Origin of the sequence: Janthinobacterium sp. NKUCC08_JDC (assembly GCF_019345575.1) — a bacterium.
Taxonomy (GTDB): domain Bacteria; phylum Pseudomonadota; class Gammaproteobacteria; order Burkholderiales; family Burkholderiaceae_D; genus Janthinobacterium; species Janthinobacterium aestuarii.
This window is the reverse complement of the sequence record NZ_JAHKQW010000014.1, coordinates 127,221-147,731: the sequence shown is the minus strand read 5'-3', so window position 1 is coordinate 147,731 and position 20,511 is coordinate 127,221. Positions and strand designations below refer to the sequence as shown.

The window sequence follows — 20,511 nt, the reverse complement described above, 5'->3', positions numbered from 1 at the left end:
GGCCGTAGCGCTGCGCGTCGAGCTGGGCGCGCTGCTCGGGCGACAGGAACAAGCGCCCCAGCTGCGGTGGCTGCGCCTGGGCCGTGAGCGCGGCGCCAGCCAGCAGCGCACACAGGACGAGGGTGCGCTTCATGGCCGCCCCGGCACGGGCGTGCTGCCCAGGGTCAGCCACAGCAGCTCGCATTCGGCGCCCAGGGCGGGCGCCGCCCCGCTCGCACCGCCGCTGCCTGGCCCGGCGCCGGCCGTGGCATGGCGCTTGAGCGTGCAATCCTGCACGGCGAAATAGCCGGCCTGGCGCAAATCGTCCAGCAGGTTCAGCAAATCCATCTCGTGCAGCAAATCCATCTGCAGGCGCATGCGGCTGCCGCGCAAATGATATTGCCCCATCACCATGGGCAATGGCACTTGCAGCCCTTGCTGCGGGCTGATGTCATAGCTGATCGGCAGCAGTTTGCGCTGTTCCTGGCTGCGGCGGATGGCGTCGATCCAGGCGAGGCGGTTTTCCTCGCCGATCAGGCCGCGCTGGCGCAAGGCGAGGAATCGCGGTTCATAGGCGCGGATTTCCTGCTTCTCCGCTTCCACGTGGTTGAACAGCATGGCGGCCGCCGAACGCGTGCGCTGGGCCAGGTCCAGCTGCTGCGCCTCGCGTTCGCGGTAGGCGATGCTCAGGCTCAGCAGCACCAGGCTGGCCAGCATGGTCAGGGTAAAGCACAGCAGGGCGCGGCGTATCAGGTGCAGTTCGCCCAGCCAGGCGGGCAGGGCGCGCGCGGGCGTGCTGGTCCGCTGCATGCCGGGCAGGGGCGGCTGCTTGACGGGGCCGCTCATGGCTGCCACGCGAGCAAGAGGGTGAAGCGGGCCTGGCTGGCTGGCGCCGGCACGGCGCTCTTGCCGGACAGGGCCGCGCTGGGGCGCAGGTCGAGCGGCGTTTCCTCGATCGTCACCTGCAAGCCCGGCTGGCGCGCCAGGGTTTGCGCGAAGGCCGTGATGGCGGCCAGGGCCGCGCGGTAATCGTTGTTCGGCATGGCCACGTCCGCTTCCAGGCGCAGCGCCTGCGGCGGCGCGACGGGAATGCCGGCCAGGGCGCTGCCGGTCGTCCCGCCCGTACTTTGTTGCTGTTGCTGCTGCTGTTGCGGTGGCTGATTGCCGGCTACGCGCGTGGGCGCCTGGCCCGCATGCCAGTGCAGCTGGCCCAGCGCCACCTGCGGCGCCTGGTCCAGTGCGGCGCTCAGCATGCCCAGCAGCCGGCCCGGCTCCGGCGCCTGGCTGGCGATCATGTGACCCAGGGTCACGGCCACTTTCATGTTCTGCGTCTTGGCTGGCGCCGGCGGCTGGGTCGACATGACGCTGCGGTAGCGCTCCTGGTAGGACGCCGTTTCCTGCGCCAGGCGCTGGATGGCGGCCCCGTCGGCTATGCCGCCGAGCAAGTTAATCGCGCACCACAGGGCTGCGGACGCGCCGATCAGCGTGCTGGCGCCATACAGCGTCTTGCGCGCGCGCTGGAAGTGGTAGTAGCGGGCCAGCGCGCCTGGCGGATAGTGGCTGGACGGCGGATGCTTGCCCAACAAGGTCAGCAGCAATTCATCGGCCAGCGCCGGCGTCTTGCGCAAGCCCACTCTTTCGGCGGCCAGCTGCAGGTCGATGAAGTGGTAAGCCACTTCGACGCCGTTGTCGCACAGCAGTTCGAGCTTGGCGATCTGCGCGGCTGGCGCCAGGATGACGGTATTCAGGACGTCGCCGCGCGCCAGCATGCGCGTGCTGGTCAGAAATTGCCGCGTCTTTTCCGTTTCCAGCGCAATATTCACGGCCACGCCGTCGAGTGCGATGGTGGCCGTCTGGCGCGAAAAGCGCAGCTGGCCCTTTTCATAGTAGCTTTGCCGCAAGCCGCCCGACTGCTGCGTCACGAGCAGCAAGTGTTCATGCGCGATCGACAGCTTTTTGACCAGCGCGATACTGAGCAGGCTGGTCGAATAGATGCCGGCCACGGGCACGCGCAGGTGCTCGAGCGCCTCCGTCCACGGCTGCAGCAAGGATGGGTTGGTCAGGGCGAAGAACAGCACCTGGTCGTCGTGGCGGCCCGTGCTTTCACGGCCCAGCAGGGTGCTGCCCCGGTAGGGCGTATCGCGGTGCAGTTGCTGCTTGCGCCGCTCCAGCAAGGCTCGGCCCGCCTTGCCGCGCACGTGGGGCAGCAGCTGGCGCTGGAAATCCTCTTCGATCAAGTCCGTCAGCAGGTAGGCGGGCACGTCGAGGCGGTGCGCCTGCGGGTCTTCCAGCCACGCGGCGAAACCGTCCAGCCCGGCCGCGCTGGCGGGAAAGGCCTGGCCCGGGCCCAGCACGCCATGGTCCCAGTCGTAGGCGCACAGGGCGTCGCTGGTGATGTAGAGTAATTGTTTGCGGAACACGGCGGCCTCAGGTCTTGATTGTACTGATGGTGTCGTAGATCGGCCCCAGCACCGACAACATGATCCAGCCCAGCAGCAGGCCCAGGATGACCGTCATGGTCGGCTCGATCATGGCTTGCACTTTTTCAATCAATTCCTTCACTTCGCGGTTGTAAAAGTAACTGACATTGCGCAAGGCCGTGTCCAGCGATCCCGTAGCCTCGCCCACCTTCAGCATGCGGATCACGAGCGGCGGGAAGATGCCCGTGTGCTGGAAGGCGGCCGTCACGCCGTAACCCTCGCTGATCAGCTGGGCGGCGCGGCGCAGGCCCGCCGCCACCACCTGGTTGCCGGCGATGCCTTCGGACAGGCGGATGCATTCGAGTATCGTGATGCCGGAAGCATACATCAGGGCGAAAAACGTGGCGAAGCGGGCCAGGATGATCTTGTGCAGCACGGGTCCGACCAGCCACAGCCGCAGCTTCAAGCCATCCCAGGCATAGCGGGCCGTCTCGCTGCGGCGGATGAGCGCGCGCAGCCCGAAGAACAGCAGCACGGGCAAGGCCAGCAGCACATACCAGTATGCGATGAAGACGTTCGACACGGCAATCAGCACGCGCGTGTGCAGCGGCAGCTCGCCGCCCATGTTGCGAATGAACGCCGTCAGCTGAGGGACCAGATAGATCATCAGAAAAAACGTCACGGCCGCCACGACGATGGCCACGATGACCGGGTACATGATGATCTTGCGCGTCTGCGACGCCAGTTCGTCCTGCCATTTCAGACTTTCGGACAGGTTCTTGAAGACTTCGGCGATCTTGCCGCTCTGTTCGCCCGCCAGTATCAGGCTGGTGAACGTGGCGTCGAAGATGTCGCCATGCTGGGCCAGCGCGCCCGACAGGGGCAGGCCGCCTTCGATGCTTTCGATCAGATCCGTGACGACTTCGCGCAGGCGCGGGTGGTCCGTGCTTTCGCGCAAGTCGTTCAAGCCATCCAGGATGGGCACGCCCGCGCCCGTCAATTGCTCCATGTGGAAGCAGAAATTGATCAGGTCGCGGCGGTGGATGACCCGCTTGCCCAGCAGCACCAGATACTGGCCCGTGATCTTGCAGTCGATCAAGTCGAGCTGCATGCGGTGCAGGCGCGCTTCCAGGTCCGGCACGTTGGCCGCCTCCATGCTGCCGGGAATCAATGTGCCGGCGGCATCCATGGCGCGGTAGACATATTGCGCCATCAGGCCAGCCTTTCCGTCAGGTCGACCACGCGGCCCACTTCTTCCAGCGTGGTGACGCCTTCCATTACGCGGCGCATGCCGTCGTCGACGAGGCCCTTGAAGCCGCCCGCGCGCGCCGCGTTCTTCAATTCGCGCGAACTGGCGCGGCGCGCCGTCAATTCATCGAGTTCGGCCGTCATCTTGAGGATTTCCATAATGGCCAGGCGGCCCTTGTAGCCCTGGTGCGCACAGCGCTCGCAACCGACGGCACGGCAGATGGACACGGGCGCATCGGTTGCCGCCAGACCCAGCAGGCGGCGTTCGACGTCGTCGGCGATCACGGTTTCCTTGCAGTGCGGACACAACCGACGCACGAGGCGCTGCGCCACGATGCCGATGATGTTGCCGGCCATGATGTCGGGCAGGATGCCGATATCGAGCAGGCGGGCCACGGAACCAATGGCCGAGCTCGTATGTAGGGTGGAATACACCTGGTGCCCCGTCATGGCGGCGGCAAAGGCCATTTCCGCCGTTTCGCGGTCGCGGATCTCGCCCACCAGGATGATGTCCGGGTCTTGCCGCATCATCGAGCGGATGCCGTCGGCAAAGCCCAGCTTGACGGATTCGTTGACGGAGGTCTGGCGTATCATGTTCATCGGATACTCGACCGGATCCTCCAGGGTCATGATGTTGACGCTTTCCGTATTGATATGGTTGAGTATCGAATACAGGGTCGTGGTCTTGCCGCTGCCCGTCGGGCCCGTCACAAGTATCACACCGTCGGGGCGCGCGATCATGAGTTTCAGCAAGTTCAATTCCGGCTCGGCCAGGCCCAGGGCGTCCAGCGGGACGATGCCTTTTTGCCGGTCCAGCACGCGCAGCACGAAGTTTTCGCCATGCGTGGTGGGCTGCGCCGACGCGCGGAAGTCGATTTGTCGTCCGGAAAACTTGATGCTGATGCGCCCATCCTGCGGCGCGCGCGCCTCGGCGATATTCATGTTCGACATCACCTTCAGGCGCACGGCCATGGCCGGCCAGTACGATTTGTGCAGGCTGCGGATTTGCCGCAGGATGCCGTCGATACGGTAGCGGATGCGCAGGAACGACTGTTCCGGCTCGAAATGGATGTCCGAGGCGCCGTTCTGCACGGCATCGGCCAGCAGCGCATCGATCAGGCGCACCATGGGCTGGCTGTACTCGTCCGACGGTGAAGCCATGCTCTGGTAGCTGACTTCGCCCGTTTCGATTTCGTGCAGGATGCCGTCGATCGACAATTCAAAGCCATAGTACTGGTCGATGGCGCGCGAAATGTCCGACTCGTTGACGAGCACGGTGGAAATCGTGATGCCCTTGACCAGCATGGCGCTGATCTGGTCGAGCGCGACGATGTTGCTGGTGTCGGCCATGGCCAGGATCAGATTGTCCGCCTGCCGTTCATACACGATGGGGAAGACGCGGTAGCGCTTGGCCACGTCCTTCGGGATCAGTTTCAGGGCGATGGCGTCGACCACCAGGCTCGACAGGTCCGCGCTGACCTGTTTCAGGTTTTCGCTGAGCGCCTCGCGCACGGTGGCTTCCGTAACGAAACCGAGCGTGATCAGCAGCTTGCCCAGCGGTTCGCTGCTGCGCCGCTGCTCGATCAGGGCGATGCGCAGCTGGTCTTCGCTGATCACGCCTTTCTGGATCAGCAATTTGCCCAGCGGAAGTTTTGCCTGTTCTGCCATGTAATGCTTATTCCTGACGGGGTGTGATGGTGGCCGGCTCGGCCAGTTCGCGCAAGCGCGTTTGCACGACGGCCTGGTCGAACGCGGCCGGCGTGGTCTGCGCCAGGGTCAAGGCGCGCTGGTAATAGGTGGCGGCCAGTTTCGGCTGGTTCAGCCGGTCCAGGCCCACGGCCAGGTTGAAGGCATAGTCGGGATTGCCGGGCGCGGCGCTGTAGGCGCGGAAAAATTGCTGCTGCGCTTCGTTCCAGCGGCGCTGCTTGGCGTACACATTGCCCAGTGCAAACAGCACGGGGCCGCTGTCGGGGGTACGCGCCAGGATGGCTTTCAGTTTTGCTTCGCTCTGCACGACGTCGCCCTGGCGCAAGCCGATCAGGCCGGCCAGCGCTACGCCATCATCGGGATTGATTTCCAGCAAACGCACGTACAGCGACGCCGCCTGCGCGCCCTGGTTCTCGCGCTGGGCCACGGCTGCCAGGCCCAGCAGCGCATCGCGGTTGTTGGCGTCCTGCTGCAGCACGCTTTCATATTGCTGGCGCGCCGCGCCCAGCTGGCCTCCGTTGAAAGCCTGGTAGGCTTGCTGCACGCCGGGGTTGATCTGCGGCGCCGTGTCGTTGCGTACTACCTGAATCTGGCTGTTGTCGGGCGCGGCCACCGGTGGCAGGCTGGGCGGAGCAGGCGGCTGCAGTTGCGCCAGCTGGGCGGCCACGGCCGCTTGCGCGGCGGCTTGTATCATCGCCTGCTGTTCCGCTGCGCCGGCCGGCTGGCGCTGTTCGCGCGGCATGTCCTGCGGCAGCGGTGCGGGCGCCGTGGCATCCGGCAGGGCGCCGCCGGCCCCGGGCAGCACCACGATGGGCCCGGCAACGCCGGACGTGCCCGGGGCGTCCGTCAGCGGCATGGGTACGCCGGGCAGGTTGGCGCCCGCGCCGGGGCTGCTGCTGGCGCGCCAGTACCAGTACGCCATGGAGCCGGCCACCAGCAGCAGGATCGCCAGCAGCACGGCCAGGCGCACGGTGGCCGGGTCGACGCTGATGGGACCGGTGGGACCTTTCGGCGGCGGATTGCTGCGGCTGGCGCGTGGCTTGGCGGGCGGCGGTTCCGGACGGGCGCGTGGTGGCTCGGGGGGCGGGCCGGCTTGCGGACCGGGCTGGGCGCTACTCGACTCGGGCTGCGGCGCCGGAGCGTCCGGCAGCGGTTCCAGGCGCAGGGTGCTTGCCGGCTGCACGGGCGGTGGCGCAACCGGCGCGGGACGGGGCGGCGGGGCGTCGGCCGGCGCCAGTTCCAGCACCTGGTCGTAGGCTTCGGACGGCTTTTCCAGTTCCTCGTCGGAAAGGCTGTTCTGCTTGGCGCGCTCGGCTTTCTTGAGCGCCTGCATCAGCAAGCTCATGGGACGTCTCCCTGCAGGCGTGCCTGCGGCTGGACGGCGGGCGCCGGCGGGCCATCCGTGTACGGCTGGCTGTTGAGCGGCGCCTGGCCGGGCAGCAGATAACGGTAGTCGCGGTAATCGCCCTCGACGCTGGCATCCTTGACGACGACGGGGCGCATGAAGATCACCAGCTCCGTCTTGCTGCTCGCTTCATTACGATAGGTAAACAAATTGCCGACCAGGGGCAGGCTGGACAGGCCCGGCACGCCATCTTTGGCATTGTCGACGGAGTCCTGCATCAGGCCGCCCATCACGGCGATCTGGCCATTGCCCACTTTCATGATCGATTCCAGTTCGCGCGCCTGGATCACGGGTACCTTGCTGATCACGGTGGCCGTGGCCAGAGCCGGATTCGGGTCTTGCACGTAGCCGACGATGCGCGTGATGGTGGGGCGCACGTTCAGGGTCACTTCATCGCTGTCGGAAATCTGCGGCGTGACGCTCATGACGAAGCCGACAGGCACGGTTTCCAGTTTCGATTCATACGTGGCGGGCGTGGTGATGGTGCCCGTCGAGCTGATCACGGCAGGCGTCACCTTGATGGTAAAGAAAACATTGTTGTCGACCACCTTCAGCATGGCCGTCTGATTGTTGAGCACGCTAATCTTCGGGCTGGACAGCACTTTCACCTTGCCGAACGATTCGAGTAGCTGGATGGTGGTGCCGAAGCTGTCCTTCAGGTAATCGAGCACGAAGATGCCTGGCGTGGAACCAGGTGTGACGCCGCTGCTGAGCGCCTGGGTGCCCACCTGCTTCTGCGTCAGGCTCAGGCTGCCCGTCAGGCGCGACCAGTTGATGCCTTGCTGGTATTCATTGCTCAGCCGCACTTCGATGATGGTCGCTTCGATCAGCACCTGGCGCTTGGCGCTATGCAATACCGCGTCGAGGAATTCGGCGATCTTTTCATGCTGGCGGCCCGTGGCCCGCACGGCGATCAGGCCGCCTTCCACGTTGACGACGACGGACGAGGGACTGCCCTTGTTGGCCAGTTTCAGCAGCGGCATGCCGTTCGCGTCGAGCGGCTGGGACGGGGTCGCGTTGCTGTTGCCCTGCTGCTGGCCAGGCGCATACTGGCCGCCAGTCTGCATCGGCGCCTGGCTGCCGTATTGATTGCCGGCCTGATTCTGCTGCTGGCCAGGCTGGCCTTGTTGTCCCTGCTGCCCCTGCTGTCCTTGTTGCCCTTGTTGCCCTGGCATGCTCGTCAATTGCTGGTTCAGTTGCGCCAGCGGGTCCACCTGCACGTCGTTGAGCGTGGTCTCGCGCAGCAGGTCGCGGATATTCTTTTCCAGGCTGTACCAGAAATTGTTTTCCGAACGATTCACGACCAGGGTGGTCGAGTTGTTATTGCTGCTGCCTTGCGTGCCGCCGACGGGGTTGCTGGCGCTGTTCGATCCTCCGCCCGCCGTGGAAATTTGCGTGGCGATATTCACGCTGCTGTTGGTGCTGCGCGCCATGTTGACGTAATCGACCTTGTAATTGCGCCATACGGGCGCGTCGGGCAGCACCGTCAGGTTCTTGCCATCGATTTCGTAGCGCATATCGACTTGCTTGCCGATACGCGTCAGCAGTTGCGGCAGGGTCTGGTTCAGCGCATTCAGGGTGACGCTGCCTTCGATCTGTGGGTGGATGTCGATATTCATGCCCGCGTCGCGCGCCAGCGCAAACAGCAGCGATTGCACGGGCACCTTGTGCACGGTGACGCTGTAAGTTTCCACTTTCGGCGCGGGCAGGGGCGCGGCCAGCGTGCTGCTTTGCTGCACCGGTTCGGGAATGGCGCCGGCTGGGCGGGGCGGGGTATTGATGTGGGCAGGCGACAGCGGCGTTTGATGCGTGGCGCAGCCGGCCAGCACGGTGCTGCAGGCGAGGGCGACCCAGGAGGCCAGCACAGGAATAGGGTGTTGATTCATGAAAAGTTCGCCCTTGAAGTCGTGTTGTGCTTTTGTAATTTTACCCAGCATGATCGCCTAAAAGCAATCGGGTGTGCGGGCCCCGGAGGCAATATACCGAAATAAAGTCAAGGGGCGCCACGCCCAGTTTGTGCCGGTGTCACGGCTTTAATTTCTGCACAGATACTATCTATGTCGTACAGCAATATTTTCTGTGGCGACGCAGGGGCCAGCCTAGCCCAGACGGCCTCGGCGCTGGCCCGGTCGGCGAAGCTGCCGTAGACGATGTCTAGGCGCCCGGCGGCGCTCGCGGACGCCGCGCCGGGCAGGAGAAACACGTGCAGGTCGCGCAGGCCGATGGCTTGCTGCGCCTGCTGCAGGAACGTTTCCGCCGCGGCCGTTTCGGTGGCGGGCAGGCTGGCGATGTGCAGCACCAGTTGCTGCGGCCCTTGCCGTGCCAGCCAGTCGCGCGATTCCGCCAGCTTGCTGTCGAGCAGCGTCGACGGCGCAGGCAGCGTTGGCAGCGGCGCACGTGGGACTGCTGCCTGGCCCGGCGCCAGCCATTGCCACAGTAGCGCAGCGGCCAGCAGCAGCATCAGTGCGCTCAAGGCACCCGCCAGCAGCTTGCCCGCATGCCAGGGCGGCCGGTGAAACGGGCTGTCGGCAATGGCCAGGCGCATGTGGCGTGCGCTGATTTGCTGCGCATCGTCCGCAAACGCGGCCAGCAAGGCCTTGTCGGCGAGGATATTGACCCTGCGCACAATGCCTTGCGCCGCGCGCGCCAGCCGGCGCAGGGCGGACGGGGTGAAGACGAGCGGCGCCGTGCGGCCGGCGGCGCTCAGGCGGCATGTCAGATAATCGTTCAGCAAGGCTGGCGGCAGGCGCGGTACGGTGAAACTGTGGGTGATGCGCTCCTTCAATTGGCGGAACTGGAGCAAGTCCAGGGTGTGCTGCAATTCCGGCTGGCCAAACAGGACGATCTGCAGCAGCTTGTGGCTGGCCGTTTCCAAATTCGTCAGCAGGCGCAGCGCTTCCAGGGTTGCGCCGGGCATGGCTTGCGCTTCTTCGGCCAGCAGTACCACCTGGCGCCCCGCAGCATGCCTGCCGATCAGCTCGCCGTGTAGGGCGCGCAGCACGGCATCGGCGCCGCGTCCGTCCAGTTCCAGGCCCAGTTCGGCGGCGATGGCGTGCAGGACTTCGTCCGGCTCCAGGCGGGGATTGAGCAAATACAGCACGTCGACCTGGGGCGGCAGGCGCTCGGCCAGCATGCGGCACAGCATGGTCTTGCCGCTGCCCACTTCGCCCGTCAGCTTGATGATGCCTTCGCCTTGCGTGACGGCATACAGCAGCGCGTCGAGCAGTTCGCCCCGTGTATTGCCCGTATAAAAGAAGGCCGGGTCCGGCGTGATGCCGAACGGCGCCGTGCGCAAGCCGAAATGGCGCAGATACATGCCGTGCGGCGATGGCGCGTAGTGGCTGGAAACCTGCGTGTCGGCGTTCATGCTGCGATGCAATTGAGAAAAGCCTGTTCCAGGCTGGCGCCGGCCGCGCCGCCATGGCGGGCGCGGCATTCGGCGGGCGTGCCTGTAAACACGATGCGGCCCGCATGCAGGATGGCCATGCGGTCGCACAATTCTTCCACGTCGGCCAGCGCATGCGAAGTGAACAGGGCGCCACGGCCTTGCGCGCGCGCTTGCCGCAGCACTTGCTTGAATTGCGCGCGCGCTTTAGGGTCGAGTCCGCTCATCGGTTCATCGAGCACCAGTTGCCGCTTGCCCGACAGCAGGCAGGCGGCCAGCCCCAGTTTCTGCATCATGCCTTTCGAATATGCGCGCGCGGGGCGCAGCAGGGCGTCCGGCGCCAGGTCCAGCGCATCCAGGGCTTGCTGCACGGCTTGCGTATCGGGGTGCACATCGTGCAGGCGCGCCAGGTAGCGCAGGAAATCGCCGCCCGTCAGGTAATACGGTGCCTGGAAGCGTTCCGGCAGAAACGACAGCGGTTGGCGCGCCGCGCCGTGCCGGTGCGGCTGGCCGAAGATGGCGATATCTCCCCGCTCTGGCGTGCAAAAGTCCAGCAGGCATTTCAGCAAGCTCGTCTTTCCCGCGCCATTCACGCCGACGAGGCCGAACAGTTCCCCCGCGCGCACCTGCAGGTCGACGCCGCGCAGCACGGCGCTGCCCGCCAGTTGCAGATGCACGTTGTGGAACTCGATGGCGCAGGCGTTCATAGGGGCAATGGTCGGCAGGAAAGGCGGTGAACGACCGCCATTATTGCCACGGGCGCAGGTGGGCGGCAAGCGTTTCCTTGCAGTGTGTTGAAATGCGCAAAAATCAAACGTTGGAATGTATTTTCTTTAAGAAACAACAGGTTCTGGAATAAAATACCCCCGCGCGCCGCTGGCGTGTATCGTCTGTGGAATTTGTTTGTCGAGGAGTATGCAATGGCAAGGCCAGAGAAAGTCCGGCTCGGTGAAATTTTGGTGCAGCAGAAACTGCTGACGGAAGAACAGTTGGGCCAGGCCTTGACGGAACAGAAGCGTTCGGGACGCAAGCTGGGCCGCGTTTTTGTCGAGCACGGCTTCGTCACGGAAGAGCAGATTTCGGGCGCGCTGGCGCGCCAGCTCGACATTCCCTACATCAATCTGAAGTTTTTCAACATCAATCCCGAACTGGTGCGGCTGCTGCCGGAAACCCAGGCGCGGCGTTTTCGCGCGCTGGTGCTGGAAGACCGCCGCGAAGGCTTGCTGGTCGGCATGTCCGATCCGACCGACCTGTTCGCGTACGATGAAATTTCGCGCCTGGTCAAGCGCCAGATCGAGCTGGCTGTGGTCAATGAGACGGAAGTGCTGGCCGCCATCGACCGCATCTACCGCCGCACGGAAGATATCTCGACCCTGACGCGCGAGCTGGAGCAGGACCTGGGCGACGTGTCCGTCGACTTCGGCGCGCTGGCCGCCAATCCGGGCCTGGAAGAGGCGCCCATCGTCAAGCTGCTGCAATCGGTGTTCGAGGATGCCACGCAGGTGCGCGCTTCGGACATCCACATCGAGCCGCAGGAAGGCCGGCTGCAAATCCGTTTCCGCATCGACGGCGTGCTGCACCTGCAGACGGAAGCGGACAGCAAGATCGCCAGTTCGCTGGCGCTGCGCTTGAAACTGATGTCGGACCTCGATATTTCCGAAAAGCGCTTGCCGCAGGATGGCCGTTTCGCCATCCGCGTGAAAAACCAGCGCATCGACGTGCGTATTTCCACCATGCCCACGCAGTACGGCGAATCCGTCGTGATGCGCTTGCTGAATCAGGGCGGCACGACCTTGCGCCTGGACGCCATCGGCATGCCGCCCAAGCTGGTGCAGCAGTTCCGCGCCATCGTCAGCCGCCCGAACGGCCTCGTGCTGGTAACGGGGCCGACCGGCAGCGGCAAGACGACGACTTTGTACTGCGCCTTGTCCGAACTCAATTCCGTGGAAAAAAAGCTCATCACGGTGGAGGACCCCGTCGAGTACCGCTTGCCTGGCATTAACCAGGTGCAAGTGAACGAGAAGATCGAGCTGAACTTTGCCAGGGTGCTGCGCTCGGCCTTGCGGCAAGATCCCGACATTGTGCTCGTCGGCGAGATGCGCGACCAGGAAACGGCGCAGATCGGCCTGCGCGCCGCCATGACGGGCCACCTGGTGCTGTCGACCCTGCATACGAACGACGCCATCAGCACGCCGCTGCGGCTGATGGACATGGGCGTACCCCGCTACATGGTGGGCAGTTCGCTGCAAGCCGTGCTGGCGCAGCGCCTGGTGCGCGTGATCTGCGAAAGCTGCAGCACGCCGTACCAGCCCACGCCGAACGAATACGAATGGCTGCGCCTGGAACTGGGCGAGCTGGTCGAGCGCAACCAGTATTTCCACGGCAAGGGCTGTTCGCATTGCAACGGCATGGGTTACCGGGGCCGTACGGGCGTGTACGAATTACTGGAAATCACGCGCGCCGTGGCCGATGCCGCCAACCATGCCGACCCATCGCATTTCATGAAGGTGGCGACGGCGCAGATGGCGGGCGAAACCTTGCGCCGCCACGCCGTGCAACTGGTGGTACAGGGCCGCACGACGGTGATGGAAGCGATGCGCATCAGCAACCAGAGCGAGGATTGAGGTGCCGTTTTTCTCCTACAAGGCACGTAGCGCCAGCGGCGAACTGCTGACCGGCGTGATGGAAGGCGCCGACAGCGGCGCCGTGGCCGACCAGTTGATGGCGGGCGGCAGCACGCCCGTCGATATCAGCGCCACGAAACAGACGGTGACGAAGGCCGGCGCCAACCAGCTGGGCTGGTGGGCCAGGCTGACCGAGAAAAAAGTCACGCCCATGGACGTGCAGCTGTTCAGCCGCCAGCTGTACACCCTGCTCAAGGCGGGTGTGCCCATCATGCGCGGCCTGGCCGGCTTGCAGGAGTCCGCCATCAGCCCAGCGTTCGGACGCATCATCAAGGATGTGCGCGAGTCGCTCGACGCGGGGCGTGAGCTGTCGGCCGCCATGGCGCGCCATCCCACGATCTTCACGCCGTTTTACTTATCGATGGTGCGCGTGGGCGAAATGACGGGGCGCCTCGACGAAGTGTTCCTGCGCCTGTTCAACCACCTGGAATTCGACCGCGACATGCGCGCGCGCGTGAAAACGGCGACGCGCTACCCGACCTTCGTCGTCTTCGCCATGCTCGCCGCCATGATCGTGGTGAATATCTTCGTCATTCCCCAGTTCGAGAAAGTGTTCGCCAGCTTCCACGCGGAACTGCCCCTGATGACGCGCATCCTGATCGGCACGTCGCGCTTCACGGTGGCGTACTGGCCCATCCTGCTGATGCTGGGCGTGGGCGGCTTTTTCGGCTGGCGCGCCTGGCTGCGCACGAAAGAGGGCTTATACAAATGGGACCGCGCCAAGCTGCGCCTGCCGATCGCCGGCAAGATCATCCTGAAGGGCACGATGGCCCGCTTTGCGCGCAGTTTCGCCTTGTCGAGCACGAGCGGCGTGCCCATCGTGCAGGCACTGACCGTGGTGTCGCAAACGGTCGACAATACTTATCTGAGCGCGCGCGTGGAACAGATGCGCGACGGTGTCGAGCGGGGCGAAAGCATCTTGCGCACCTCGGTCGCGGCCAGCGTGTTTACGCCCGTGGTACTGCAGATGATCGCCGTGGGCGAGGAGTCCGGTTCGCTCGACGACCTGATGGACGAGATCGCGGACATGTACGAACGCGAAGTCGACTATGAATTGAAGACCCTGTCGGCGCAGATCGAGCCGATCTTGATCGTCTTCCTCGGCGCCATGGTGCTGGTGCTGGCGCTGGGCATCTTCCTGCCGATCTGGGACCTGGGCCGGGCGGCCCTGCACTGATGGCAAAGCCGCTCCGCCAGCGCGGTTTCACCCTGTTCGAGCTGGCGGTGGCGGCGGGCGTGTTCGCCATCCTGGTGGCGGTATTGTTGAACCGGGTCGGCTATTACCAGCAGCAGGCGCAGCAGGTGGCCGTGGCCCAGATGCTCGGCGTCTTGCGCACCAGCTTGCGGGTGCAGGTGCTGCAGCTGTACCTGGCGGACCGGCGCGACAGAATGCCGGCGCTGGCGCGGCAAAACCCGTTCGACTGGCTGATGGATAAACCGGCCAACTACCTGGGCGAGTTCGCGCAGCCGGACCTTGCAAAATTACCGGCAGGGAATTGGTTGTACGACAAAAAAGAACAAAAAATTATCTATTTGTTTAGTAATGGCAATATTTTTCCCGCTACAAGGGTTGATTCAGTGAAATTTAAGGTAACCTTGCCGGGTGCGGACGCCGATCTTGACAAGCTCTCCCGGGAGCCCGATATCGTGGTGTGGAAATCGCCGGACTCGGCAGCAAACTGACGCGCTTCCTGGTCTGGTGCAGCGACAGTTTCATGGCGTTGGTTTTGATGTTTTTATTTGATTTTGGAGAGCAGGTATGAATAAGTCTTTACGTAGTATGAAAAGCGGCGCCCAGGCAGGTTTTACCCTGATCGAACTGATCGTCGTCATCGTGATCCTCGGCATCCTGGCGGCGACGGCGATTCCTAAATTCATCGACATGTCGACCGATGCGCGCGTGGCCAAGATGAATGCGGCCGCTGGCGCCGTCAAGGCGGGTGCGGCGCTGTACCATGCGCAATACCTGGTCAACGGCGACTCGACTAAAGCGGTCGTAATGGAAGGCAAGACTATCAAGGATGCGTTTGGCTATCCTGCGGCCAGTGCTGACGGCATACAAGAAGCTGCTGGCTTGTCGGTTGATGATTACAATGTCACCTTTGCCGGCTCCGTCATGACCGTTGCGGTAGACAAGGCCACGACACGCGCCAGCTGCTCGGTAGTGTACACGGCGCCTGCCGCTGCAGGCGGAGCACCTGTTATCACGGTCAATGCAAAAGCCGAAAATTGCGGCTAAACATATAAGCACACAACAAGGAAAGTCAGGCCACGCCAGCCTTCCTTGCGCACCACCAGCCCAACCCCAGGCGCCAGCCCGTTGGGCTTTTTTACGGGCCATCCATTGCAGCAGCCACCGACAGTTTGTCCGCATCGCCACGCAGTGCCGCCAGGCTCGCTGAGGCGTACGCCTGCGCGCGGCTTCACCTTGATCGAACTGGTGGCCGTGATGGTGATCGCGGGCCTGCTGGCGACCTTTGCCGTCAACCGGTTTTTCCAGCGCGACACGTTCGACGCGCGCGGTTTTGCCGACCAGGTGACGAATATCGTGCGCTACGGGCAAAAGCTGGCTGTGGCGCAAAACCGTGCCGTGTTTGTCAGCATCGATGCCAACAAGGTGGCCCTGTGCTTCGACGCCGGCTGCAGCGATGAGCAGAAGGTGGTGCCGCCGACGGGCAACAACAGCGGCAGCAAGGAGACGCTACAGCATTGCCTGGGTAGCAATTGGCTGTGCGAAGGCCGTCCTTCCGGCGTTACCATGTCCACCGATCCCGTCAAGTCGGCAAGTTTTTATTTCGACGCGCTGGGCCAGCCATATGCGCTGGCCAATGTGTTTCCTGACGCATCGACCTTCCCGGGCCCGCTGCAAATCAGCATCCAGAGCAATGGCCTGACGCGTACCGTCACGGTTGAAGGGGAGACCGGCTATGTCCATTAGCCAGCGTCGCCAGCGTGAACGTGGCGTGACCCTGATCGAACTGGTGCTGTTCATCGTCATCGTCGGCCTGGCTTCGGCCGCCATCCTCGGCGTGATGAGCCTGACGACGCAACACAGCGCCGACCCGCAGCTGCGCAAGCAGGCGCTCGCGATTGCCGAAAGCATGCTGGAAGAAATCCAGCTGGCGCGGTTTACGTTTTGCGATCCGCAAGACCCGGCCGCGGAAACGGCCGCCAACCCCGCCGGCTGCGCTATCCCGGAAGTGGCCGGACAAGAGGCGGGCGGCGCGGGGCGTCCTTTCGATAACGTCAATGATTACGTGGGCGCGTATGGCGCAGCCACGGACTACAAGACGGATGCGCAGGGCGCCGTCTGGGCTGCCGGCTCCCCCCAGACATATGTTGCATCGGTAACGATCACTCCCGTAGCCCTGAATGGCTTACCTGCCACGGAAGGCCTGCGTATCCAGGTGGTCGTGCCGTATGCCGACCAGCAGGTCGTGCTCGACGGCTATCGCGTGCGCTATGCGCCGAACAGTATTCCATGAAAAATTTCCTTGACACCAGGCGCCGCCCGCGCGGCTTTACCCTTGTCGAGATGGTCATCGTGATCGTCATCACGGGCATCATCGGCGCCATGGTCGCCGTCTTCATCCGCGTGCCCGTGCAAGGCTATATCGACACCACCGCGCGCGCGGCGCTGGCCGATACGGCCGATACGGCGGCGCGCCGCCTGACGCGCGACGTGCGCCTGGCCTTGCCGAACAGCGTGCGCGTGACGGGCGGCGGCCAGTTCCTGGAATTGCTGCTGACCAAGACGGGCGGGCGCTACCTGAGCGACAGCGATCCGGCCGGTCTGGGCAATGTGTTGAGCTTCGAGACCCCTCCCGCCGCCGGCGTTCCGGCGAGCTTCACCGTCGTCGGCGCCATGCCCGCCAATGCGCTGGGCGCGCGCCAGGCGATCAGCGTGGGCGACCAGATCGTCGTCTACAACCTGGGTGGAGCTTTCGCGCCGAACAATGCGTATGCGTGCAGCGCGGTAAATGGCTGCAACCGCGCGCCCGTCACGGGCGTGGCCGGCCGTGTCGTCACCTTGGGCAGCTATCCTTTCACGACGGCGCCCGCGCCGCTGCCGTCGCCGTCGAACCGTTTCCAGGTGGTGTCGACGCCCGTCACCTATGCCTGCAATCTGGCGACCGGGACCCTGACCCGTTACGACGGTTATGTGATCCAGGCCGCCCAGCCGGCTGTGGAAGGCACCGCGCCGCTGGTGGCGGCGAATGGCGCCCTGCTGGCGCGCCAGGTGACGGCGTGCGCTTTCAGCTATACGGTGCTGGCCAATGTGCAGCGGGGCCTGGTGAATATCAGCCTGAGCCTGGGCGCGGCGAACAGCAATACTGGCGTGCTGCGCCTGGTGCAACAGGTGCAGGCGAGGAATACGCCATGACGCACTTGCTGCGCCACCGCGCGCGCCGCATGCGCGGTTTCAGCCTTGTCACGGCCATTTTCCTGCTCGTGGTGCTGGCCGCGCTGGCGGCCGTGATGGTGAATATGTCCACCTTCCAGCAGACGGAATCGGCGTTGGACGTGCAGGGCGTGCGCGCCGAGCAGGCCGCCCGCGCCGGCCTTGAATGGGGTTTGCAGCGGCAGATCAGCGCCGGTTTGACCGCCGGTGCGGCGTGCATCGGCGCCACCACGTTCAGTTTGCCACCTGGCACGACCCTGTCGGCGTTCAGCGTCAGCGTGCAATGCGGCACGGCCACGGGGCCCGGCACCTTGACCAGCTGGACGATCACGGCCACCGCTTGCAACCAGCCTGGGCCTGCCGGCTGCCCGAACGCGGGCAATAACCCCGATTACGTCCAGCGCCGCCTGCAAGCCGTGTTGTCGCAGTAAGGTCAACTGCGTGAAAAAAAGATCGCTAATTTATTGTTTTTACACAATAAAGTTGGCTTCATGAATTAAAATTGGCTGGATGCATTAACTGCGCGACAAGATCGGGCAGGCACTTACACTGGATAGTTCGCATGGGTTTATTCGCAAGAGCAAAGAAGTACGATGGCTGGCTGGCCACGGCGTTTGGCCGCGAGGGCGTCAGCGCTGTCGTGGTCGAACGTCCCGCCGGCGGCATGCCGCGCGTGCTGCGTGCCAGCTATCAGGCTGCCGCACGGCCGGCGCCGGCCGAGGTGCTGGAAAAACTGGGCAAGGAACTGCAGGCCCCAGCGCGCCACTGCACCAGCGTGCTGGCTGGCGGCGAATACCAGCTGCTGTCGCTGGAAGCGCCGGCCGTGCCGCGCGAGGAGTTGAAGACGGCCGTGGGCTGGCGCTTGAAGGACATGCTGGACTTTCCCCTGGCCGACGCCACCATCGACGTGTTCGACATTCCCGGCGACCCGAACGGCACCCAGCGGGGCAGCAGCGTGTTTGCCGTCGCCGCGCGCAACAGCGCCGTGTCGCGACGCCAGGCGCAGTACGCCGAATGCAAGATTGGCCTGTCCGTGATCGATATCCCCGAAATGGCGCAGCGTAATATCGCCACCTTGCTGGAAACGCCGGGACGCGGCATCGCCGTGCTGTTCTTCGATGGCGACGGCGGCTTGCTGACCATGAGTTTCAATGGCGAGCTGTACCAGGCGCGCCGCATCGACGTGACCCTGGCACAATTGCAGTCGCCCGACGCCAGCCAGTACTACGACCGCGTTACCCTGGAACTGCAGCGCTCGTTCGACCACTTCGACCGCCAGTTCCATTTCATTTCGCTGGCCCGGTTGATGCTGATGACGGGCGCCAGCGATGGCTTGCACGCCTACCTGGCCGACAATCTCTACATGCCCGTCGAGCAGCTGGACCTGGCCACCGTGCTGGACTTGTCGCAGGCCGCCGAATTGCGCGACCCCGCCATGCAGGCGCGCTATTTCCTGGCCATCGGCGCGGCCTTGCGCGAGCTTGGCCCGCACCCGGGCAAGCACGAAGGGAAGGGCGCATGAGCCAGCAGATCAATCTGTTCAATCCCCAGTTTGAACTGAAACAACACCATATGTCGGCAAGCACGGCCGGCCTGGGCCTGAGCGCGCTGGCGCTCGTCTTGCTGGTCCTGGGCGTGCTGGCCCGGCAGGCAATGGCCAGCCTGGAACAGCGCGAAGCGGGCGTCAAGGCGGCGCTGGCGCAAGTCGAGGCGAAGCGCGACCAGATTTTGCGCGATTACCCGCCACGCAAGAAAGATCCGGCCCTGGCGCAGGAACTGTCGGCCGTCGAGGCGCAGCGCCAGTTGCTGCAGGACGCTTCAAGCGTGCTGGACAGCGGCAAGCTGGGCAATACCATCGGCTATGCCGGCTATTTCCGCGCGCTGGCGCAGGCCAGGGTCGAAGGCGTATGGCTGACGGGCGTGGACATCGCCGGCGCCGGCAATGACTTCGGCTTGCAGGGCCGCGCTTTGCACGCGTCGCTGCTGCCTGCGTACATCACGCGCCTGGGCCAGCAGGAGGTACTCAAAGGCAAGACCTTCGGCAGCCTCGACATCGGCCAGCCCGAGCAGCCGGCCGTGGCCGAGGGCAAGGCGGCCAGCCTGCCGTATGTCGCGTTCAGCCTGCAGTCGGCGGAGCGTGCCGCCACGCCGGCCAAACCTGTTGCGGGAGGAGCACGCTGATGCTGCCCTTGCTGAAGAAATGGGCCACCGCCTTCGACGCCCTCAGCCTGCGCGAGCGGCTGATGGTGTTTGGCGCCGGTGCGGCCGCCGTTCTGTTCGTATTTTATTTCATGAGCCTCAATCCCTTGCTTGCGAAGCATGCAGCGCTGGAAGCGAGCATTGCGCAAAAGCAAAGCCTGTTGACCGCGACGAACAAGGAAATCGAGCTGACCATGCTCGCCCATGCCACCGACCCCGACAAGGAAGCGCGCGCGCGCCTGCTGGCCCTGCAGGCGGAAACGGCATCCCTGGCGCAGGCGCTGCGCGAGAAGCAGCATGGCCTGGTGGCGCCCGAGCGCATGGTTACCTTGCTTGAGCACCTGCTGCGCCGGCACGCGGGATTGCGCCTGGTGTCGCTGAAAACCTTGCCCGGCAGCGCAGTCGGCGCACATCAGGCCGAAACCGCAAACGGCGATGCGGCGGCCAAGGCGGATGCCACCAAGGCGCCGGCCCCGGCGCCGTTGCTGCACCAGCATGGCGTGGAAGTGGTGCTGCAAGGCAGCTATGCGGACATGGTGCAATACATGCAGGCGCTGCAAGCGATGCCGACGCGCGTCTTCTGGGGCGCCGCCCACCTCGATGCGGCCAGCTACCCAAGCGCCACTTTGACCCTGACTTTACATACCCTCAGCATGGACGACACATGGATCGCACTCTGACCTTTGGTCCCGCGCTGCTGGCGCCTTTGCTCATGCTGAATCTGGCATGGCCTGGCGCGCAGGCGCAGGCGCTCGATGATCCGACGCGTCCGCCCGCGGCCCTGTGGGCGCCCGCCAGCGCCGCGCCTGTCGTTGCGGCCCGGCCTCAGCTGCAATCGGTGCTCATTTCCACCCAGCCGGGCGGACGCCGCCTGGCCGTCATCGATGGCCAGACGGTCAAGGTCGGCAGCAGGGTGGGCGACGCCGTGGTGACGGAAATCCACGACACGGCAGTGCTGTTGCGGCGTGGCAAATCACTGGAAACCTTCAAGCTGTACCCGAGCAGCAAGACCGATAACAAGGCCGATCGCAAGACCGATAGCAAGACCGGCAGCAAGCAGGAGTAGAAGAAGTGGCCAAGCA

Annotated in this window: 20 protein-coding genes; 12 read left to right on the top strand and 8 right to left on the bottom strand. The window is 64.5% G+C overall.

Translation table 11 applies throughout. The features are described from left to right. Positions 1-129: 129 nt before the first annotated feature. The 8 genes from KO538_RS24740 to KO538_RS24705 all read right to left on the bottom strand — a co-directional run bounded on the left by KO538_RS24740 (position 130) and on the right by KO538_RS24705 (position 10,851). Complete coding sequence (locus KO538_RS24740) at positions 130-825, bottom strand: hypothetical protein (protein WP_257620558.1); 696 nt, start codon at positions 823-825, stop codon at positions 130-132. Then, positions 822-2,399 carry a hypothetical protein gene (locus KO538_RS24735; RefSeq protein ID WP_219329966.1) on the bottom strand — a complete coding sequence of 526 codons (1,578 nt, stop codon included), beginning with the start codon at positions 2,397-2,399 and terminating at the stop codon, positions 822-824. Before KO538_RS24735 ends, KO538_RS24740 begins: the two co-directional genes overlap by 4 nt. Positions 2,400-2,406: 7 nt before the next feature. Continuing rightward, positions 2,407-3,612 (bottom strand): type II secretion system F family protein, encoded by a 1,206-nt coding sequence (locus KO538_RS24730; protein ID WP_219329965.1) that lies wholly within the window; start codon positions 3,610-3,612, stop codon positions 2,407-2,409. Continuing rightward, a complete protein-coding gene (locus KO538_RS24725; RefSeq protein WP_219329964.1) occupies positions 3,612-5,315 on the bottom strand; it encodes a GspE/PulE family protein in 1,704 nt (567 codons plus the stop codon). Before KO538_RS24725 ends, KO538_RS24730 begins: the two co-directional genes overlap by 1 nt. 7 nt (positions 5,316-5,322) lie before the next feature. After that, on the bottom strand, positions 5,323-6,699 hold the full coding sequence (locus KO538_RS24720; protein WP_070304940.1) for a lipopolysaccharide assembly protein LapB: 1,377 nt from the start codon (positions 6,697-6,699) through the stop codon (positions 5,323-5,325). Beyond that, positions 6,696-8,645 (bottom strand): pilus (MSHA type) biogenesis protein MshL, encoded by a 1,950-nt coding sequence (locus tag KO538_RS24715; RefSeq protein WP_219329963.1) that lies wholly within the window; start codon positions 8,643-8,645, stop codon positions 6,696-6,698. Before KO538_RS24715 ends, KO538_RS24720 begins: the two co-directional genes overlap by 4 nt. A gap of 107 nt (positions 8,646-8,752) precedes the next feature. Then, a complete protein-coding gene (locus KO538_RS24710) occupies positions 8,753-10,126 on the bottom strand; it encodes an ExeA family protein (protein ID WP_257620557.1) in 1,374 nt (457 codons plus the stop codon). Beyond that, positions 10,123-10,851: an ABC transporter ATP-binding protein gene (locus tag KO538_RS24705; RefSeq protein ID WP_219329962.1), complete on the bottom strand. Its 729-nt coding sequence runs from the start codon at positions 10,849-10,851 to the stop codon at positions 10,123-10,125. The genes KO538_RS24710 and KO538_RS24705 overlap by 4 nt, the downstream gene beginning before the upstream one ends. Before the next feature lie 213 nt (positions 10,852-11,064). Between KO538_RS24705 and KO538_RS24700 the strand changes: the two genes are divergently transcribed. From KO538_RS24700 to KO538_RS24645, 12 genes are all read left to right on the top strand, one after another. Then, entirely contained in the window at positions 11,065-12,768 is a 1,704-nt protein-coding gene (locus KO538_RS24700) for a GspE/PulE family protein (RefSeq protein ID WP_070305056.1), read from the top strand. Between the two features lies 1 nt (position 12,769). Further along, complete coding sequence (locus KO538_RS24695; protein WP_219329961.1) at positions 12,770-14,005, top strand: type II secretion system F family protein; 1,236 nt, start codon at positions 12,770-12,772, stop codon at positions 14,003-14,005. Next, complete coding sequence (locus tag KO538_RS24690; protein WP_219329960.1) at positions 14,005-14,511, top strand: type II secretion system protein; 507 nt, start codon at positions 14,005-14,007, stop codon at positions 14,509-14,511. The genes KO538_RS24695 and KO538_RS24690 overlap by 1 nt, the downstream gene beginning before the upstream one ends. 76 nt (positions 14,512-14,587) lie before the next feature. Further along, positions 14,588-15,067: a type II secretion system protein gene (locus KO538_RS29680; protein WP_070305051.1), complete on the top strand. Its 480-nt coding sequence runs from the start codon at positions 14,588-14,590 to the stop codon at positions 15,065-15,067. A gap of 144 nt (positions 15,068-15,211) precedes the next feature. Beyond that, positions 15,212-15,766, top strand: a complete 555-nt coding sequence (locus KO538_RS24680) for a Tfp pilus assembly protein FimT/FimU (protein ID WP_070305075.1) — start codon at positions 15,212-15,214, stop codon at positions 15,764-15,766. Then, positions 15,756-16,313 carry a type II secretion system protein gene (locus KO538_RS24675; RefSeq protein ID WP_070305050.1) on the top strand — a complete coding sequence of 186 codons (558 nt, stop codon included), beginning with the start codon at positions 15,756-15,758 and terminating at the stop codon, positions 16,311-16,313. Before KO538_RS24680 ends, KO538_RS24675 begins: the two co-directional genes overlap by 11 nt. Next, positions 16,310-17,212, top strand: a complete 903-nt coding sequence (locus KO538_RS24670; protein WP_219329959.1) for a prepilin-type N-terminal cleavage/methylation domain-containing protein — start codon at positions 16,310-16,312, stop codon at positions 17,210-17,212. Before KO538_RS24675 ends, KO538_RS24670 begins: the two co-directional genes overlap by 4 nt. After that, a complete protein-coding gene (locus KO538_RS24665; RefSeq protein WP_219329958.1) occupies positions 17,209-17,661 on the top strand; it encodes an agglutinin biogenesis protein MshP in 453 nt (150 codons plus the stop codon). The genes KO538_RS24670 and KO538_RS24665 overlap by 4 nt, the downstream gene beginning before the upstream one ends. A 131-nt stretch (positions 17,662-17,792) precedes the next feature. Beyond that, positions 17,793-18,752: an agglutinin biogenesis protein MshI gene (locus tag KO538_RS24660; RefSeq protein ID WP_219329957.1), complete on the top strand. Its 960-nt coding sequence runs from the start codon at positions 17,793-17,795 to the stop codon at positions 18,750-18,752. Then, positions 18,749-19,411 (top strand): PilN domain-containing protein, encoded by a 663-nt coding sequence (locus KO538_RS24655; protein WP_219329956.1) that lies wholly within the window; start codon positions 18,749-18,751, stop codon positions 19,409-19,411. Before KO538_RS24660 ends, KO538_RS24655 begins: the two co-directional genes overlap by 4 nt. Then, positions 19,411-20,109, top strand: coding sequence for a type II secretion system protein GspM (gene gspM, locus KO538_RS24650; protein ID WP_219329955.1), 699 nt, complete (start codon positions 19,411-19,413; stop codon positions 20,107-20,109). The genes KO538_RS24655 and gspM overlap by 1 nt, the downstream gene beginning before the upstream one ends. Then, positions 20,094-20,495 carry an MSHA biogenesis protein MshK gene (locus KO538_RS24645; protein ID WP_219329954.1) on the top strand — a complete coding sequence of 134 codons (402 nt, stop codon included), beginning with the start codon at positions 20,094-20,096 and terminating at the stop codon, positions 20,493-20,495. The genes gspM and KO538_RS24645 overlap by 16 nt, the downstream gene beginning before the upstream one ends. Positions 20,496-20,511 lie beyond the last annotated feature (16 nt).

Excerpts from the sequence above, each read along its gene's own strand:
- KO538_RS24740 (WP_257620558.1), bottom strand. The coding sequence starts at position 825 with ATGAGCGGCCCCGTCAAGCAGCCGCCCCTGCCCGGCATGCAGCGGACC.
- KO538_RS24730 (WP_219329965.1), bottom strand. The coding sequence starts at position 3,612 with ATGGCGCAATATGTCTACCGCGCCATGGATGCCGCCGGCACATTGATT.
- KO538_RS24725 (WP_219329964.1), bottom strand. The coding sequence starts at position 5,315 with ATGGCAGAACAGGCAAAACTTCCGCTGGGCAAATTGCTGATCCAGAAA.
- KO538_RS24720 (WP_070304940.1), bottom strand. The coding sequence starts at position 6,699 with ATGAGCTTGCTGATGCAGGCGCTCAAGAAAGCCGAGCGCGCCAAGCAG.
- KO538_RS24715 (WP_219329963.1), bottom strand. The coding sequence starts at position 8,645 with ATGAATCAACACCCTATTCCTGTGCTGGCCTCCTGGGTCGCCCTCGCC.
- KO538_RS24710 (WP_257620557.1), bottom strand. The coding sequence starts at position 10,126 with ATGAACGCCGACACGCAGGTTTCCAGCCACTACGCGCCATCGCCGCAC.
- KO538_RS24705 (WP_219329962.1), bottom strand. The coding sequence starts at position 10,851 with ATGAACGCCTGCGCCATCGAGTTCCACAACGTGCATCTGCAACTGGCG.
- KO538_RS24700 (WP_070305056.1), top strand. The coding sequence starts at position 11,065 with ATGGCAAGGCCAGAGAAAGTCCGGCTCGGTGAAATTTTGGTGCAGCAG.
- KO538_RS24690 (WP_219329960.1), top strand. The coding sequence starts at position 14,005 with ATGGCAAAGCCGCTCCGCCAGCGCGGTTTCACCCTGTTCGAGCTGGCG.
- KO538_RS29680 (WP_070305051.1), top strand. The coding sequence starts at position 14,588 with ATGAATAAGTCTTTACGTAGTATGAAAAGCGGCGCCCAGGCAGGTTTT.
- KO538_RS24675 (WP_070305050.1), top strand. The coding sequence starts at position 15,756 with ATGTCCATTAGCCAGCGTCGCCAGCGTGAACGTGGCGTGACCCTGATC.
- KO538_RS24670 (WP_219329959.1), top strand. The coding sequence starts at position 16,310 with ATGAAAAATTTCCTTGACACCAGGCGCCGCCCGCGCGGCTTTACCCTT.
- KO538_RS24665 (WP_219329958.1), top strand. The coding sequence starts at position 17,209 with ATGACGCACTTGCTGCGCCACCGCGCGCGCCGCATGCGCGGTTTCAGC.
- KO538_RS24660 (WP_219329957.1), top strand. The coding sequence starts at position 17,793 with ATGGGTTTATTCGCAAGAGCAAAGAAGTACGATGGCTGGCTGGCCACG.
- KO538_RS24655 (WP_219329956.1), top strand. The coding sequence starts at position 18,749 with ATGAGCCAGCAGATCAATCTGTTCAATCCCCAGTTTGAACTGAAACAA.
- gspM (WP_219329955.1), top strand. The coding sequence starts at position 19,411 with ATGCTGCCCTTGCTGAAGAAATGGGCCACCGCCTTCGACGCCCTCAGC.
- KO538_RS24645 (WP_219329954.1), top strand. The coding sequence starts at position 20,094 with ATGGATCGCACTCTGACCTTTGGTCCCGCGCTGCTGGCGCCTTTGCTC.